This is a genomic window from Candidatus Mycobacterium methanotrophicum, assembly GCF_023515995.1.
GTDB lineage: Bacteria > Actinomycetota > Actinomycetes > Mycobacteriales > Mycobacteriaceae > Mycobacterium > Mycobacterium methanotrophicum.
Map to the genome: position 1 here is coordinate 1,775,686 of NZ_CP097320.1, position 13,848 is coordinate 1,789,533.

Annotated in this window: 14 protein-coding genes and 3 pseudogenes; 12 read left to right on the forward strand and 5 right to left on the reverse strand. The window is 67.2% G+C overall.

Going from position 1 to position 13,848, the window contains the following annotated elements; genetic code table 11:
- Window positions 1-10 precede the first annotated feature (10 nt).
- The gene (locus tag M5I08_RS26320) at window positions 11-1,354 is read left to right on the forward strand and encodes a PPE family protein (protein ID WP_219066400.1); all 1,344 of its coding nucleotides are present in this window, start codon (window positions 11-13) and stop codon (window positions 1,352-1,354) included.
- A 455-nt stretch (window positions 1,355-1,809) separates the two neighbouring features.
- Here M5I08_RS26320 and M5I08_RS09575 read toward each other — a convergent pair whose 3' ends face one another.
- The gene (locus tag M5I08_RS09575) at window positions 1,810-2,220 is read right to left on the reverse strand and encodes a nitroreductase family deazaflavin-dependent oxidoreductase (protein ID WP_219066401.1); all 411 of its coding nucleotides are present in this window, start codon (window positions 2,218-2,220) and stop codon (window positions 1,810-1,812) included.
- A gap of 62 nt (window positions 2,221-2,282) precedes the next feature.
- Here M5I08_RS09575 and hisD point away from each other — a divergent pair, with 62 nt between their 5' ends.
- From hisD to hisB, 3 genes are read left to right on the forward strand one after another with little or no spacing between them, the layout of a single operon-like run.
- Window positions 2,283-3,611, forward strand: coding sequence for a histidinol dehydrogenase (gene hisD / locus M5I08_RS09580; protein WP_219066475.1), 1,329 nt, complete (start codon window positions 2,283-2,285; stop codon window positions 3,609-3,611).
- Entirely contained in the window at window positions 3,608-4,732 is a 1,125-nt protein-coding gene (locus M5I08_RS09585) for a histidinol-phosphate transaminase (RefSeq protein ID WP_219066402.1), read from the forward strand. The genes hisD and M5I08_RS09585 overlap by 4 nt, the downstream gene beginning before the upstream one ends.
- Window positions 4,729-5,343 carry an imidazoleglycerol-phosphate dehydratase HisB gene (gene hisB, locus M5I08_RS09590; RefSeq protein WP_219066403.1) on the forward strand — a complete coding sequence of 205 codons (615 nt, stop codon included), beginning with the start codon at window positions 4,729-4,731 and terminating at the stop codon, window positions 5,341-5,343. The genes M5I08_RS09585 and hisB overlap by 4 nt, the downstream gene beginning before the upstream one ends.
- Window positions 5,344-5,355: 12 nt before the next feature.
- Here the strand turns inward: hisB and M5I08_RS09595 are convergent, their stop codons facing one another.
- Window positions 5,356-6,237, reverse strand: coding sequence for an RNA-guided endonuclease InsQ/TnpB family protein (locus M5I08_RS09595; protein ID WP_219066404.1), 882 nt, complete (start codon window positions 6,235-6,237; stop codon window positions 5,356-5,358).
- Window positions 6,238-6,320: 83 nt separating this feature from the next.
- On the opposite strand from M5I08_RS09595, the gene hisH reads away from it, so the two are divergent.
- The 8 genes and pseudogenes from hisH (at window position 6,321) to M5I08_RS09635 (ending at window position 11,364) form a co-directional block, all read left to right on the forward strand.
- Window positions 6,321-6,941, forward strand: a complete 621-nt coding sequence (gene hisH, locus M5I08_RS09600; RefSeq protein ID WP_219066405.1) for an imidazole glycerol phosphate synthase subunit HisH — start codon at window positions 6,321-6,323, stop codon at window positions 6,939-6,941.
- 2 nt (window positions 6,942-6,943) lie between these two features.
- On the forward strand, window positions 6,944-7,678 hold the full coding sequence (priA, locus tag M5I08_RS09605) for a bifunctional 1-(5-phosphoribosyl)-5-((5-phosphoribosylamino)methylideneamino)imidazole-4-carboxamide isomerase/phosphoribosylanthranilate isomerase PriA (RefSeq protein WP_219066406.1): 735 nt from the start codon (window positions 6,944-6,946) through the stop codon (window positions 7,676-7,678).
- Window positions 7,679-7,685: 7 nt separating this feature from the next.
- Complete coding sequence (locus M5I08_RS09610) at window positions 7,686-8,486, forward strand: inositol monophosphatase family protein (protein ID WP_219066407.1); 801 nt, start codon at window positions 7,686-7,688, stop codon at window positions 8,484-8,486.
- Window positions 8,476-9,273: an imidazole glycerol phosphate synthase subunit HisF gene (gene hisF / locus M5I08_RS09615; RefSeq protein WP_219066408.1), complete on the forward strand. Its 798-nt coding sequence runs from the start codon at window positions 8,476-8,478 to the stop codon at window positions 9,271-9,273. The genes M5I08_RS09610 and hisF overlap by 11 nt, the downstream gene beginning before the upstream one ends.
- Window positions 9,270-9,617: a phosphoribosyl-AMP cyclohydrolase gene (hisI, locus tag M5I08_RS09620; protein ID WP_219066409.1), complete on the forward strand. Its 348-nt coding sequence runs from the start codon at window positions 9,270-9,272 to the stop codon at window positions 9,615-9,617. The genes hisF and hisI overlap by 4 nt, the downstream gene beginning before the upstream one ends.
- A 63-nt stretch (window positions 9,618-9,680) precedes the next feature.
- Window positions 9,681-10,160: an Rv1419 family lectin gene (locus tag M5I08_RS09625; protein ID WP_219066410.1), complete on the forward strand. Its 480-nt coding sequence runs from the start codon at window positions 9,681-9,683 to the stop codon at window positions 10,158-10,160.
- 105 nt (window positions 10,161-10,265) lie between these two features.
- Window positions 10,266-10,790, forward strand: a pseudogene (locus M5I08_RS09630) (transposase); the annotation flags it as partial.
- Window positions 10,791-10,911: 121 nt separating this feature from the next.
- Window positions 10,912-11,364, forward strand: a complete 453-nt coding sequence (locus M5I08_RS09635) for an oxidoreductase dimerization domain-containing protein (RefSeq protein ID WP_440271476.1) — start codon at window positions 10,912-10,914, stop codon at window positions 11,362-11,364.
- Between the two features lie 60 nt (window positions 11,365-11,424).
- Here M5I08_RS09635 and M5I08_RS09640 read toward each other — a convergent pair.
- The 3 genes and pseudogenes from M5I08_RS09640 to M5I08_RS09650 all read right to left on the reverse strand — a co-directional run.
- Window positions 11,425-11,757 (reverse strand): annotated as a pseudogene (locus tag M5I08_RS09640) (DUF2202 domain-containing protein); the annotation flags it as partial.
- A gap of 148 nt (window positions 11,758-11,905) precedes the next feature.
- Window positions 11,906-12,601 (reverse strand): peroxiredoxin, encoded by a 696-nt coding sequence (locus tag M5I08_RS09645; RefSeq protein WP_219066476.1) that lies wholly within the window; start codon window positions 12,599-12,601, stop codon window positions 11,906-11,908.
- 387 nt (window positions 12,602-12,988) lie between these two features.
- A pseudogene (locus M5I08_RS09650) lies at window positions 12,989-13,507 on the reverse strand (cbb3-type cytochrome c oxidase subunit I); the annotation flags it as partial.
- Between the last annotated feature and the right edge of the window lie 341 nt (window positions 13,508-13,848).

The window sequence follows — 13,848 nt, forward strand, 5'->3', positions numbered from 1 at the left end:
ACACACCACAATGGATTTTGCATTGCTTCCCCCGGAGATCAACTCCGGGCGGATGTACGCCGGCCCCGGGTCGGGACCGATGCTGGCGGCCGCGGCGGCGTGGGGCGCGCTGGCCGACGAACTGGAGTTGGCGGCATCCGGCTACACCTCGGCGGTCTCCGGGCTGGCCGGCCAGACCTGGTCCGGCCCCGCGTCGGCGGCGATGACGGGTGCGGCCGCGCCGTATGTGGAGTGGCTGCAGAACACCTCCGCGCAGGCCGAGCAAACCGCGATGCAGGCCATGACGGCCGTGGCCGCCTACGAAGCCGGGTTCGCCGCCACGGTGCCTCCAGCGGTGATCGCCGCCAACCGGGCGTTGCTGGCGGCGCTGGCCGCCACGAACTTCTTCGGACAGAACACCCCGGCGATCATGGCCACCGAAGTTCACTACGCCGAGATGTGGGCGCAAGACGCCGCAGCGATGTACACCTACGCCGGCGCCTCGTCGTCGGCGAGCGCGCTGGCGCCGTTCCGCGAGCCGCCACCGACCACCAACCCGGCCGGGCTGGGCGCCCAGGCCGGTGCGGTCGCCCAGGCCGCCAGCTCCGCCACCCACAGCCAGACGCTGGCATCGGCCACATCGAGTGTGCCGAACTGGTGGTCGGACCTAATGTCGTTCTTGAACACCGATGCCGGCGGTTTATTCGAACAGGCTGATGGCTGGCTGAATCAGGCGACAGGTAATCCTTCTAACGGGTTCGGCTGGTTTACCGCCAGTTATACCGCCGGGGCGAACTTTTACGGCTGGTTCAGGGAATTCGCCGTGCGCGGCGGGATCCTCGGCTACACCAACTTCGAAGGGCTGGGGCCGCGTGACGCCCTCTTCGGTGTCGGCGGGCAAAACGCGCTCGGGGGTCTGGGGAAGACGGCTTTGCTCGGGCCGCGCGCGGCGGTGGGCCAGGCGTCCTCGGTCGGGATGGTGTCGGTGCCGCCAAGCTGGGCGACGGCCGCCGCGGACGCTGAGCCAGTGGCGGTGTCGCTGACGGCCGCCGAGGCCGGCGCCGCCCCGGCGGCCGTCAGCGCCCTGCCACCGGGAATGGCGATGCAAGAGGCGACGATGGGCACGATGTCCGGACGGGGCGCGGTGAGCGGTGTGACGGATGACCACGACGGGAATCGGGGGGGCAAGAAGCAGAAGGGAAAAGAGGAGAAGGACGGGGAGCGGTCAGCGGCGGCCTTGGTGATGGCCAGCGGCTGGCTGGCGGCGACTTTGGCCTACAACGCCCGCAGACCGGTGGGCCCGGCACCGGATCGGCTGGCGCTCCCGCCGGAATGGGAAGAGGAATTGGCCGCCAACCAGTCCGCCTGGGGATAAGCGGAAAGACGGTTATCGGCACCCTATCCCTGAGGGTGAAGCCCGGTGCGCGCGGGCTGCGACTGCGTTGCGACATCGACCCCGCCGAGCGACCCGACCGCGCTCTCGTCGGGAAAGGCGCAAGAAGCGCCGGTCTGGGTCTCGGGAGAGTGGTCGAGCCGTCAGATCAGTATCGGTCGGCAGTCACAATGAATGGGGTGCGGCTCTTTTGGAGTGACCTTCACCGACGCGGGTCGGACCAGGACCATCACGCTGTCAGCCGCCGAGGTCGAGGAGGTCGCGGCCGCGGTGGCCCGCTAACAGGCCGCCAGGGCAGAGCTGGAGGCGCAAGCGGACACGGGGCTGGCCGGGCTGCGTGACCGTCGCGCGGGTGGGTCCTCCAAGGGCGGCCGACGGTGAGCGTCGCAGTGAGTTGTGTGCAATCCTTCGCTGCATTGCAGACGATGGAGTGCGACTCAGGCGATATTGGCGACAAAAACCCCGACCCGGCGGGCCTGCAGCCGCGCCGGCCACGGCAGCCCCTCGCCGTCGGAGCCGGCCGGCAGCACCCGCGGGTTGGTGATGTGCACGTCCTTGCGGATGAAATGCACGTCGGCTTCGCCTGCGGCCAGCACGTTCTTGACCCAGTCGGTCTTCCCGTGGGCCAGCGCAATGGCCAACACGTTGCCTTTCCGGTAGGCAGTCACGATCGTTTCGTAGGGCGCGCCGGATGTGCGGCCACGGTGCTTGATCACCGAGAACGTCGGCAGATAGCGGGCGAACGGCTTCACTGCGGGGTTGAAGTACTTGACTTGGAATCGCTCGAACCAGGGCGGGAAAAGCATCGGCACGCCTGGGACATTGTTGGGATGATCCTTGGCGGACATGGCGGTCAGCCTACCGCTCCGATACGCAGTTGCTCTGCTCTGGGACAATGGTCGACGTGAACGTGATGGCACGCATCGACCTGCGGGGCGTCGAGCTGTCGGCTGCCCGGCTGCGCGCGGCGTTGCCCCGCGGCGGGGTGGACGTGGATGCCGCGCTGCCATCGGTGCGTCCGATCGTCGAGGCGGTCGCCGAGCGGGGCGCGCAGGCCGCGCTGGAATACGGCGAGACGTTTGACAGGGTGCGGCCGCCGACCGTGCGGGTGCCCTCCACCGAGCTGGACGCCGCGCTGGCCGGGCTGGACCGCGATGTCCGGGTCGCACTGGAGGTGGCGATCGAGCGCACCCGTGCCGTGCATGCCGACCAGCGCCGCGCCGATACCACGACGACGCTGGCCCCGGGCGCCACCGTCACCGAGCGGTGGGTTCCGGTCGAACGGGTCGGGCTGTATGTGCCGGGCGGCAACGCGGTGTACCCGTCCAGCGTGGTGATGAACGTGGTGCCGGCGCAGGCCGCCGGCGTCGGCTCGCTGGTGGTGGCCAGCCCGCCGCAAGCGCAATCGCAGGGCCGATTCGAGGGCCTGCCGCACTCGACGATCCTGGCCGCCGCCCGGATGCTCGGCGTCGACGAGGTGTGGGCGGTCGGCGGCGCGCAGGCGGTGGCGCTGCTGGCCTATGGCGGCATCGACACCGACGGCGCCGAACTCGCACCGGTCGACATGATCACCGGACCCGGCAACATCTACGTCACCGCCGCCAAACGGCTCTGCCGCTCGCGGGTCGGGATCGACGCCGAAGCGGGACCGACTGAGATCGCCATCCTGGCGGATAACACCGCCAACGCCACGCATGTCGCCGCCGACCTGATCAGCCAGGCCGAACACGACGAAATGGCCGCGAGCGTACTGGTGACGCCGAGCGCCGCCCTGGCCGATGCCACCGACAGCGAGCTGGCCACCCAGCTGGCGACCACCGTGCATCGCCAGCGGGTGACCACCGCGCTTTCCGGGCGACAGTCGGCGATCATCCTGGTCGACGACATCGATGCCGGTATCCGCACCGTCAACGCCTACGCCGCCGAACACCTGGAGATCCAGACCGTCAACGCCGATCAGGTTGCCGCGCAGATCCGCTCGGCCGGCGCCATCTTCGTCGGCGCGTATTCACCGGTGAGCCTCGGCGACTACTGCGCCGGCTCCAACCACGTGCTCCCGACGGCGGGCAGCGCCCGGCATTCCAGCGGTCTGTCGGTGCAGACCTTTCTGCGCGGCATCCACATCGTGGACTACACCGAGGCGGCCCTGAAAGACGTTACCGGACACGTAGTTACGTTAGCCAAGGCTGAAGACCTCCCCGCGCACGGCGAGGCGGTCCGGCGGAGGTTCGAGCGATGAGTAAACACCCGGCGCTCGAGGACCTGCCGCTGCGCCACGACTTGCGCGGCAAATTGCCCTATGGTGCACCGCAACTCGCGGTTCCGGTGCGGCTGAACACCAACGAGAACCCGCACCCGCCCACCAAGGCGCTGGTCGACGACGTCGTCGCATCCGTGCGCGATGCGGCCGTCGGCCTGCACCGCTATCCCGATCGCGACGCGGTGGCTTTGCGCCGTGACCTGGCCGCCTACCTCACCGTGCAGACCGGTGTCCGGGTCGGCGTGGAAAACCTCTGGGCCGCAAATGGTTCCAATGAGATTCTGCAGCAGCTGCTGCAGGCCTTCGGCGGACCGGGGCGCAGCGCCATCGGATTCGTCCCGTCGTATTCGATGCACCCGATCATCTCCGACGGCACGCACACCGAATGGGTCCAGACGGTGCGCGCTACGGACTTCAGCCTCGACGCCGAGGCCGCCGTCGCGGCGATCGTCGACCGTGCGCCCGATGTGGTGTTCGTGACCAGTCCCAATAACCCGTCGGGGCAGAGTGTTTCGCTGCCCGATCTGCGTAAACTGCTCGACGCAACGCCCGGGATCCTGATCGTGGACGAGGCGTACGGCGAATTCTCGTCGCAGCCCAGCGCGGTGGCGCTGATCGCCGAGCACCCGACCAAGCTCATCGTGACCCGCACCATGAGCAAGGCGTTTGCCTTCGCCGGCGGCCGGCTCGGATACCTGATCGCCACCCCGGCGGTGATCGACGCGATGCTGTTGGTGCGCCTGCCATATCACCTGTCCTCGATTACTCAGGCCGCCGCCCGGGCGGCATTGCGGCACGCCGACGACACCTTAGGCAGCGTGGCGACGCTGATCACCGAACGCGAGCGGGTGAGCACGGCGTTGCGTGGCATGGGATTTCGAGTCATTTCCAGCGACGCCAACTTCGTGCTGTTCGGGCAGTTCGCCGACGCTCCGACGGCCTGGCAACGGTACCTGGACGCGGGCGTTCTGATACGCGACGTCGGTATCTCCGGGTATTTACGCGCTACCACCGGATTAGCCGAGGAGAACGACGTGTTCCTGCAGGCGAGTGCCCAGATCGCCGCCACCGAATTGGCCCAGCCCTTAGGAGCGTCATGAGCCCGCAGCGCCACGCCCGCGTGGAGCGCACCACCAAGGAGTGCGACATCGTCGTCGAACTCGACCTGGACGGGACCGGAGACGTCCACGTCGAGACCGGGATTCCGTTCTACGACCACATGTTGACCGCGCTGGGCAGCCACGCCAGCTTCGATCTGACCGTGCGCGCCAAGGGCGACGTCGAGATCGAAGCGCACCACACCATCGAGGACACCGCGATTGTGCTCGGCCAGGCGCTGGCAAAAGCATTGGGCGACAAAACCGGCATCCGACGGTTCGGCGACGCCTTCATCCCGATGGACGAGGCGCTCGCCCACGCTGCAGTCGACGTGTCCGGCCGACCCTACTGTGTGCACACCGGTGAACCGGATCACTTGCGGCACTTCACAATCGCCGGTAACACCGTGCCTTACCACACCGTCGTCAACCGGCACGTGTTCGAGACGCTGGCGAACAACGCCCGTATCGCGCTGCATGTCCGCGTCCTCTACGGTCGTGACCCGCACCACATCACCGAAGCGCAGTACAAGGCCGTCGCTCGCGCATTGCGTCAGGCAGTCGAGGCCGATCTGAGGGTGTCGGGTGTGCCGTCCACCAAAGGGACCCTTTGACATCCCCCCGCCCTATTGGAAGGGGATTTCCGGCTCGGCAAGCACACGGACCTCGAGGAGATCTGAATGTCTTACAGCTTCAGCACCGGCAGGGTTGAGACCAGCCCTGTCCAGAATCACTCTGGAAGCGTTTCGGTCGCGATCCTCGATCATTCCGCAGGACCCGCAAACGAAAACCCGTTGCGACAGCAGCAGGCGGGACGTGGCTCTCGCGCCACAACCGCTGCACGTCATCGTCGGGTAGGCGGGCGGCACCAACACCACCTTTCGGCCCGCAGGCCGGGCATACTCAATCAACACCGCCTTGGTGGCGCCGATGGCGCCGTCGGCAGATTTGCGCGCCATCCGAGACTCAGCCAAAAATCGTGGCTTGAAGTCCTCAACCGCCAACGCCCCGTAGTTGGCAACGACTTTTCTCGCCCACTTACGCGCTGCGTCCCGCCGCTGCCGGGCGACCTTGGTATGCCCGATGCTGTCGCGATAGACGCGCACACTGCCGGGATCAGAGGGCAACTCGCGCGACCACACCACCGGAATGCACAGCCCGCCAGCCAGATACAACCGGCGATCTTTGATGGCGAATCCTCGCCTGGTGTAGTTCAGGCTCGGCAGAGTGCGCTTGGCGGACTTGAACTTGCGACGCCCCTGACCCTTTGCCCGCTTGGCGCGGAAGTTGCGCAGCATCTGCTGTTGGGCCACGACCGAGCCCTCGCGCAGCCAGTCATGCTCGCGGCGCCAACTCGTGAGCACGTCATCGCGCACCCATTCGCCGGACTCGTTGAGCCGCGCAACCGCTTGATTCCACGCCCACCGGCAGCGGTCCCACTCTCCCAGCAACGCGGCCAGCGCCGCCGCGCCGGGGCGCAACCTGTCCCGATAGGGGACGACGCTCATGCGGCGAAAGCTACCGCCGCGATCCGACAACACCGCCCACTCCTCCCTGGCATAAATGCCGCGACTTCCTGGGCGGTACACCGGTGAAAGCCAAGTCGGTTGTGGTCCTCGACTATGGCTCGGGCAATCTGCGGTCGGCCCAGCGTGCGCTGCAGCGCGCCGGCGCGTCGGTGGACGTCACGGCCGATCTGGACGCCGCTGCGGCCGCCGACGGGTTGATGGTGCCGGGCGTCGGCGCCTTCGAGGCCTGCATGACCGGGCTGCGCGGGATAGCGGGCGACCGGGTGATCGCGCAGCGCGTTGCCGGCGGGCGACCGGTGCTGGGCGTGTGTGTCGGCATGCAGATCCTGTTCGCCCGCGGTGTGGAATTCGGCGTGCAGACCAACGGCTGCGGGCAGTGGCCCGGTGCCGTGACCCGGTTGGACGCACCGGTGATCCCGCACATGGGCTGGAACGTGGTGGCCGCGGCGCCCGGCACCGCACTGCTCAAAGGGCTTGACGCCGACGCCCGGTTCTACTTCGTGCACTCCTATGCGGCGCAACGGTGGGAAGGCCGATCCGAGGCGCTGCTGACGTGGGCCACCCATGGGGTGCCGTTCCTGGCCGCCGTTGAAGACGGGCCGCTGGCTGCCACCCAGTTCCACCCGGAGAAAAGCGGGGACGCCGGGGCCGCCGTGTTGAGCAATTGGGTCGAGGGGTTATAGCCGTGGGGTTGATTTTGTTGCCCGCCGTCGACGTGGTCGGGGGTCGGGCGGTGCGTCTGGTGCAGGGCCGCGCCGGCAGCGAAACCGAGTACGGCTCAGCGCTGGACGCCGCGCTGAGCTGGCAACGCGGCGGGGCCGAATGGGTTCACCTGGTGGACCTGGACGCCGCGTTCGGCCGCGGCTCCAACCGTGAGCTGCTGGCCGAGGTGGTGGGCAAGCTCGACGTGCAGGTCGAGGTGTCCGGCGGTATCCGCGACGACGACTCGTTGACGGCCGCCCTGGCGACCGGATGCGCGCGGGTCAACCTCGGCACCGCCGCGTTGGAGAATCCCCGGTGGTGCGCCGCGATGATCGCCGAGCACGGCGACAAAGTCGCGGTCGGGCTGGACGTCCAAATCGTCGACGGCGATCATCGGCTGCGCGGCCGCGGCTGGGAGACCGACGGCGGCGACCTGTGGGAAGTGCTGAAACGCCTCGATAGCGAAGGGTGTTCGCGGTTCGTTGTCACCGATGTCACCAGGGACGGCACGTTGACCGGGCCCAACCTCGACTTGCTGCGCGCGGTCGCCGAGCGCACCGAGGCCTCGGTGATCGCCTCCGGCGGCGTGTCCAGCCTCGATGATTTGCGCGCCATTGCCACGCTGACCGGCAGCGGAGTCGAGGGCGCAATCGTGGGCAAGGCGCTTTACGCCGGGCGATTCACGTTGCCGCAGGCGCTGGCAGCCGTGGCGGGGTAGTGCGGCAATGGATCTCGACGCGCTGGTGGCCGAGGCATCGGCGATCCTGGACGCTGCCGCAGAACCGTTCGTCGTCGGGCACCGCGCGGACTCCGCGGTCAGCAAGCGGGGCGACGACTTCGCCACCAAGGTTGATCTTGAGATTGAGCGCCAGGTCGGCGACGCGTTGTTGAAGACCACCGGAATCGGCGTGCACGGTGAGGAGTTCGGCGGAGCGGAGCTCGATTCGACGTGGGTGTGGGTGCTGGACCCGGTCGACGGAACCTTCAACTACGCGGCCGGTTCGCCGATGGCCGCGATTCTGCTGGGTCTGCTGCACGACGGAGATCCGGTGGCCGGCCTGACCTGGTTACCGTTCACCGGCGAGCGTTACGTCGCGGTCGCCGGCGGTCCACTGATGAAAAACGGTGTGCCGCAGCCGTCGTTGGCCAAGGGTGAGCTCACCGAATCGATCATCGGTGTCGGAACCTTCAGTGCCGACTCGCGCGGCCGATTCCCGGGCCGCTACCGGCTAGCGGTGCTCGAAGAGCTCAGCCGGGTGTCGTCGCGGCTGCGGATGCACGGCGCCACCGGTATCGACCTCGCTTATGTCGCCGACGGGATTCTTGGCGGCGCAATCAGTTTCGGCGATCATGTGTGGGATCACGCGGCGGGTGTAGCACTGGTTCGGGCGGCCGGCGGCGTCGTCACGAACCTGGCCGGCGAGCCGTGGTCCCCCGATTCACGGTCGGCCTTGGCCGCCGCACCTGGTGTGCATGCCCAGATGCTCGAGACCCTGCGCAAGGTTGGACAACCGGATGAGTACTGAGGCTTATTGCGGCACCAGCCTCGCGGTGCGGGTGATTCCCTGCCTGGATGTCGACGACGGCCGGGTGGTCAAAGGTGTCAACTTCGAGAACCTGCGAGACGCAGGTGATCCCGTGGAGCTTGCCGCCGTATACGATGCCGAGGGCGCCGACGAGCTGACCTTTCTCGACGTGACCGCGTCGTCGTCAGGGCGGGCCACCATGCTGGAGGTGGTGCGCCGCACGGCCGAGCAGGTGTTCATCCCGCTCACTGTGGGCGGCGGAGTGCGTACGGTCGCCGACGTCGACGTATTGCTGCGGGCGGGGGCAGACAAGGTGTCGGTCAACACTGCCGCCATCGCCCGCCCCGAGCTGCTGGCCGAGCTGGCCAATCAGTTCGGGTCTCAGTGCATCGTGTTGTCCGTCGACGCCCGCACTGTGCCGGCCGGCTCGGACCCGACGCCGTCGGGTTGGGAGGTCACCACCCACGGCGGGCGGCGCGGCGCCGGCATCGACGCCGTCGACTGGGCGGCCCGCGGCGCCGAGCTCGGAGTGGGGGAGATCCTGCTCAATTCGATGGACGCCGACGGTACCCAGGCCGGCTTCGATTTGGCGATGTTGCGGGCGGTTCGCGCGGCGGTGACGGTGCCGGTGATCGCCAGCGGAGGCGCAGGTGCAGCGGAACATTTCGCTCCTGCGATTGCCGCGGGTGCCGATGCGGTGTTGGCCGCCAGCGTTTTTCACTTCCGGCAGCTGACAATAGGCCAGGTGAAGGCGGCCATGGCCGCAGAAGGGATCACCGTGCGTTGACGCTGGATCCCGCTATCGCCGCGCGCCTCAAGCGCAATGCCGACGGGCTGTTCGCCGCCGTCGTCCAGGAGCGCAGCAGCGGCGACGTGTTGATGGTCGCTTGGATGGACGACGAGGCGCTGGCCCGCACTCTGAAAACCCGTGAAGGCACGTATTTTTCGCGGTCACGTGGCGCACAGTGGGTGAAGGGGGCGACATCCGGCCACACGCAGCACGTGCATTCGGTGCGGCTGGACTGCGACGGCGACGCGGTGCTGCTGCTCGTCGACCAGGTCGGCGGCGCCTGCCACACCGGCGACCACAGCTGCTTCGACGCCGACGTGCTGCTGGAGCCGGACGACTGAAGCGGTCTAGCCTGCGCAGCCTGCGGCGCGTGAGGATGGACCAAGGCAAGTGGATGGAGCTAAATGCACGAATCACAGTCGATGGGCAATGTGCGGCCGGCCCTTGTCGTCGCCGGCGCAGCATTCGGTGTCGCGCTGCTCAGCGCTGGTGTGGTGAGTGCCGCCGATCAGGTCCAGTTGCGGAGCCGAATGGGCAATTGGTGTCTCGACGCCCCTGGGGGCGGCAACACCGCGACGGTGATCAATCCCTGCAACGGATCTCACTCCCAGCTGTGGACTATCAACGGCGGACAGATCCAGAACGTGGCCGTCGCCGGGAATTGCCTGAGCATCGCCAACGCAGCGGACACCACCCCGGTGACCCTCGCACCCTGTCAGAACAACGCGACCAACCAGCAGTGGAATCAGCAGGCCAACGGCCAGATCACGAGTGCTCTCGGTCCCTGCCTCAACGTCAACGGCGGCGTGGCGAACCGGGGGACTCCTGTGATCGGGTATCACTGCATCCCCGATGCAGCCGACGAGCAGTGGGACAGCGTCTGACGGTCGCGCTGTCAGCCGGCGGCCTCTAATCCGTTGGCGGGGGCCAACACGCCCGAGGCAGATTCCAGTGAACGTCGCAACACCGAGGTTATGCGGAGGTTGCAGGTGGGAGCACAGCGAAAGACCCGACACGGCGACGTCGAGAAGCAGGAGTGGTTCGTTCGGCTGATTGCGCAAGGGGTAAGCAACCGGCAGGCGTGCCGGATCGTGGGAATCAACCGCAGGACGGGGACACGCTGGCGCTACGGGCGCACAATCCGCAACACTGCCGGCGAGCCGGTGCACTATCCACCGGTGAGTCTTGCAGAACACAGGCCGCGGCATCCTCGATATCTGTCGCTGGCCGAGAGGACGACGATCGCCGACCTTCACCGTGCGGGTGTCGGTGTGTGCGGCATCGCCGACGAGCTGGGCAGGGCGGCCTCCACGGTCTCACGGGAGCTGCGCCGCAACGCGGATGATCAGGGCCGCTACCTGCCTGCTACGGCGGAGCGGCTTACAGTCGAGCGGCAATCCCGGCCGTCGCGGACGCGCCGCTTAGCGCGTGACGAGCAGCTATGTAATGTCGTCGCCGAGCTGTTGGGCAAGCGGTGGAGTCCCGAACAGATCGGCGGTAGGCGCCCATGGCGTGCAGGTCGATCCCACCCCGCAAACCACTCTCCGCCACATCTACGCCTGCGGTGACGTCAACGGGAAAACCCCGCTGTTCCACGCCGCGGTCCGTCAATCCCTGGCCGCCACGAACAACATCATGGCCGGTGATCACCGTGCCGATGTCGTGGACTTCCTGTCGACTCCTACGACGGTGTTCACCCTTCCGGCCGCCGCCTATGTGGGTCTGACCCGCACATCCGCGGTGGCGCAGGGCGTCTCCATCCAGGAGGGCGCCTATTCGTTCGCCGAGGACAGCCGGGCGCAGATCTTCGGCGAAACCGGCGACGATCGGCCAGATCGGGCTCGCTGTGTCTCGTGGCCTGGACGCTGGGGACCTCGCCGCCTTCGCCGACCAGCACCCGATGAGCGCCGAGGGCATCTCCCGAGCCGCCCGCAGCCTCTTTTGGCTTCAGCACTTCTCGCGTCGTCCCCGCCCACCATGGTGGCCGTGAGCACCCCCGGGACTGTGCCGCCCACCGCCGCAACCGTCCCCGCAGCCTTCGCCGCCGCGCCGGTGCCACCCTCGGCCGCCGCCCAGCGGCCGACCTGACAGCGCGGCTTCGAAGGCCCTCAGGTGATTCTCGGAAGCGGCTCGCAGGTGTTCGTACACTCTCAGGATTGCCGGCTGGTCACTGCCGTCCGCGGCCGCCGACAGGTCGGCGATGTCACCGGTTTCGAGTTCGATCCCGGCCGCGCATGCTGCTGCCACCGACGTCAGCCCCCGGGCGAGCCACGTGTCGTAGGCGTCCTGCAGTTCGGTCTCGGCGTAGACACCGGCGGGCTGTCCTACCGACGGATCGGGGACGCTGTAGCGCTGGAGCAGCCGCCCGATCGCCTAGTAATGGCGCTGCTCGCTGGTGGCGATGTTGTCGAAGATCGGTACACCCCAAGCCTGGTGGAACCTCTGGTACAAGTCGCGCGCCAGTCGTTCCTCCTCGCGCATCAGCACTAGATCGGCCCGCTCGTCATCCGACAGCGGACCACCGGGGTGCCGGCTGCCGAGTGCGGTTGCCGTTCATCGAAGACTCCATTCTTGGCCGGTGGGCCGGTCGCGTGGGCAGGGATTCGGTCAACGCACCGACCGTGATCTGCTAGGTGGCGCCATCAGCGCGTATCGCGGATTCGACCTCGTCGGCGGTGATCTGTTTGGTGCAAAAGAACCAGTCTTGGCATTCGACGCCGTCGACGTGACCGTCCATCCGCTCCTTGGCGGTTCCGCAGGTGCCCGCGGTGGGGACGATCACGGAATCACCCGGGCGCCAGTCCGCCGGCGTCGCGACATCGAAGTGGTCGGCCGTCTGCAGAGCCTTCACGACACGCAGCAACTCGTCGAAGTTGCGGCCGAGGCTCAACGGGTAGTAGATGATGGCCCGGATCACGCCCTTGGGGTCGATCACGAAGACCGCGCGCACCGCCTTGGTGGAGTCTTCGCCGGGCATGATCATCCCGTATTTCTGCGCAATCGACATCGACACGTCTTCGATGAGCGGGAAAGTCACCTCCACCTCACGCATGTCACGGAAGGTGATCTTGTCCTTGATCGTGCGCAACCAGGCGATGTGGCTGGCGAGTCCGTCGACGGACAACCCAACCAACTCGGTGTTGTAGGCGGCGAAGTGCTGTTGCATCGAGGCGAAGGTCATGAATTCGCTGGTGCACACCGGGGTGAAGTCGGCCGGGTGGGAGAACAGGATCACCCATTTGCCGGCGTAGTCGGCAGGGAAGTTGATTTCCCCCTGGGTGGTGGCGGCGCTGAACGCGGGAGCCGGGTCACCGATACGGGGCATGCTCGTCAAGTGCTGGTCGGTATCTGGGGCACTGGTCATGGTGATCCTTTCAGGCCTGCATCAGTAGTATTCGCAACACATACCCTACCGGGTACATTCCGTGGTGTTCGTTCCGTGGTGATCGTGAGCATCCGCGTTATGTGCGTAGACCCGACACCGCCTCGGACTCGGTGATGACCTCACGGTGACGGCCGACGTGGGATTCGGCGCGCATGCGCGCCACCATGTCCGGATGGTGCAGTTCGGACGCCCGACGTTCGGAACGAATCCGTGGTAACTCGTAGAAGTTGTGCCGCGGCGGCGGGCAGCTGGTGGCCCACTCCAGCGAATTGCCGTAACCCCACGGGTCATCGACAGTGACGGGCTCGCCGTAACGCCAGGATTTGACCACAGATCACCGCCCGCTCCGGGGCTGTGGATGGCGTCGGCCAGCGGGGTGTAGGCGGTCCAGCCGAAATCGGCGGCGCCGCCGGGGGTGATGAAGCCGGCGAGTGTGATCAGCGCGCCGAACAGAAACAGCCAGTAGGAAAACGCGTTCAGTCGGGGGAACGCCACGTCGGGGGCCCCGATCTGCAGCGGCAGCACCAGGTTGGCAAAACCGAACACGATCGGGGTCGCATACAGCAGCAGCATGATGGTGCCGTGCATGGTGAACAGCTGGTTGTATTGCTCATTGGACAAGAACTGCAGTCCCGGCGAAGCAAGCTCGGTGCGCATGAACAGAGCCATCAGCCCGCCCACGAAAAACAGCGCGTAGCAGGTCACCACGTACATGATCCCGATCGTCTTGTGGTCGGTCGTCGTGACCAGGCGGTAAATCAGATTTCCCTTGGGGCCCAACCGGGCCGGGAACGGCCGCCGCGCTCGCAGCGAAGAAGAAGAAATAGAGGGCGTCTCAACGGTCATAGCCGCTCCTCCCGGTCGGACTGGTCGTGGACCGGCAGCTCCTCATGCGGGGCAACTACTTTGTCGACGGTGCGCCGGATTCGGTCCCCGTTAAAGGGCCGCGTCGGGCCGTGACTATGCCCCCAGGGGTATAAGAGAATGACGGACAAAGCGCTGTCCGCGAGGGGGGCCGCCGTCAGCGCCGTCCCCTGGCTCGGCTCGGCTGGCCGTTCGTCGAACTCCTCCCGTCGCGCCTTGCCGCACCAGACGTTGCCCTGGCGAGCGCGCTGCGCGGGGCGTGCGCCGCACCTGGTACGAGGTTCCGTTCGGCCAAGGTAACGTACGGATGATCGACCTTCGGG

Bases quoted from the DNA above. Each gene is read 5' to 3' on its own strand.
- M5I08_RS09595 (WP_219066404.1), bottom strand. From the start codon at position 6,237: ATGAGCGTCGTCCCCTATCGGGACAGGTTGCGCCCCGGCGCGGCGGCG.
- M5I08_RS26320 (WP_219066400.1), top strand. From the start codon at position 11: ATGGATTTTGCATTGCTTCCCCCGGAGATCAACTCCGGGCGGATGTAC.
- M5I08_RS09635 (WP_440271476.1), top strand. From the start codon at position 10,912: ATGGCCGGTGATCACCGTGCCGATGTCGTGGACTTCCTGTCGACTCCT.
- M5I08_RS09625 (WP_219066410.1), top strand. From the start codon at position 9,681: ATGCACGAATCACAGTCGATGGGCAATGTGCGGCCGGCCCTTGTCGTC.
- M5I08_RS09575 (WP_219066401.1), bottom strand. From the start codon at position 2,220: ATGTCCGCCAAGGATCATCCCAACAATGTCCCAGGCGTGCCGATGCTT.
- M5I08_RS09610 (WP_219066407.1), top strand. From the start codon at position 7,686: ATGGATCTCGACGCGCTGGTGGCCGAGGCATCGGCGATCCTGGACGCT.
- M5I08_RS09645 (WP_219066476.1), bottom strand. From the start codon at position 12,601: ATGCCCCGTATCGGTGACCCGGCTCCCGCGTTCAGCGCCGCCACCACC.
- M5I08_RS09585 (WP_219066402.1), top strand. From the start codon at position 3,608: ATGAGTAAACACCCGGCGCTCGAGGACCTGCCGCTGCGCCACGACTTG.
- hisF (WP_219066408.1), top strand. From the start codon at position 8,476: ATGAGTACTGAGGCTTATTGCGGCACCAGCCTCGCGGTGCGGGTGATT.
- hisB (WP_219066403.1), top strand. From the start codon at position 4,729: ATGAGCCCGCAGCGCCACGCCCGCGTGGAGCGCACCACCAAGGAGTGC.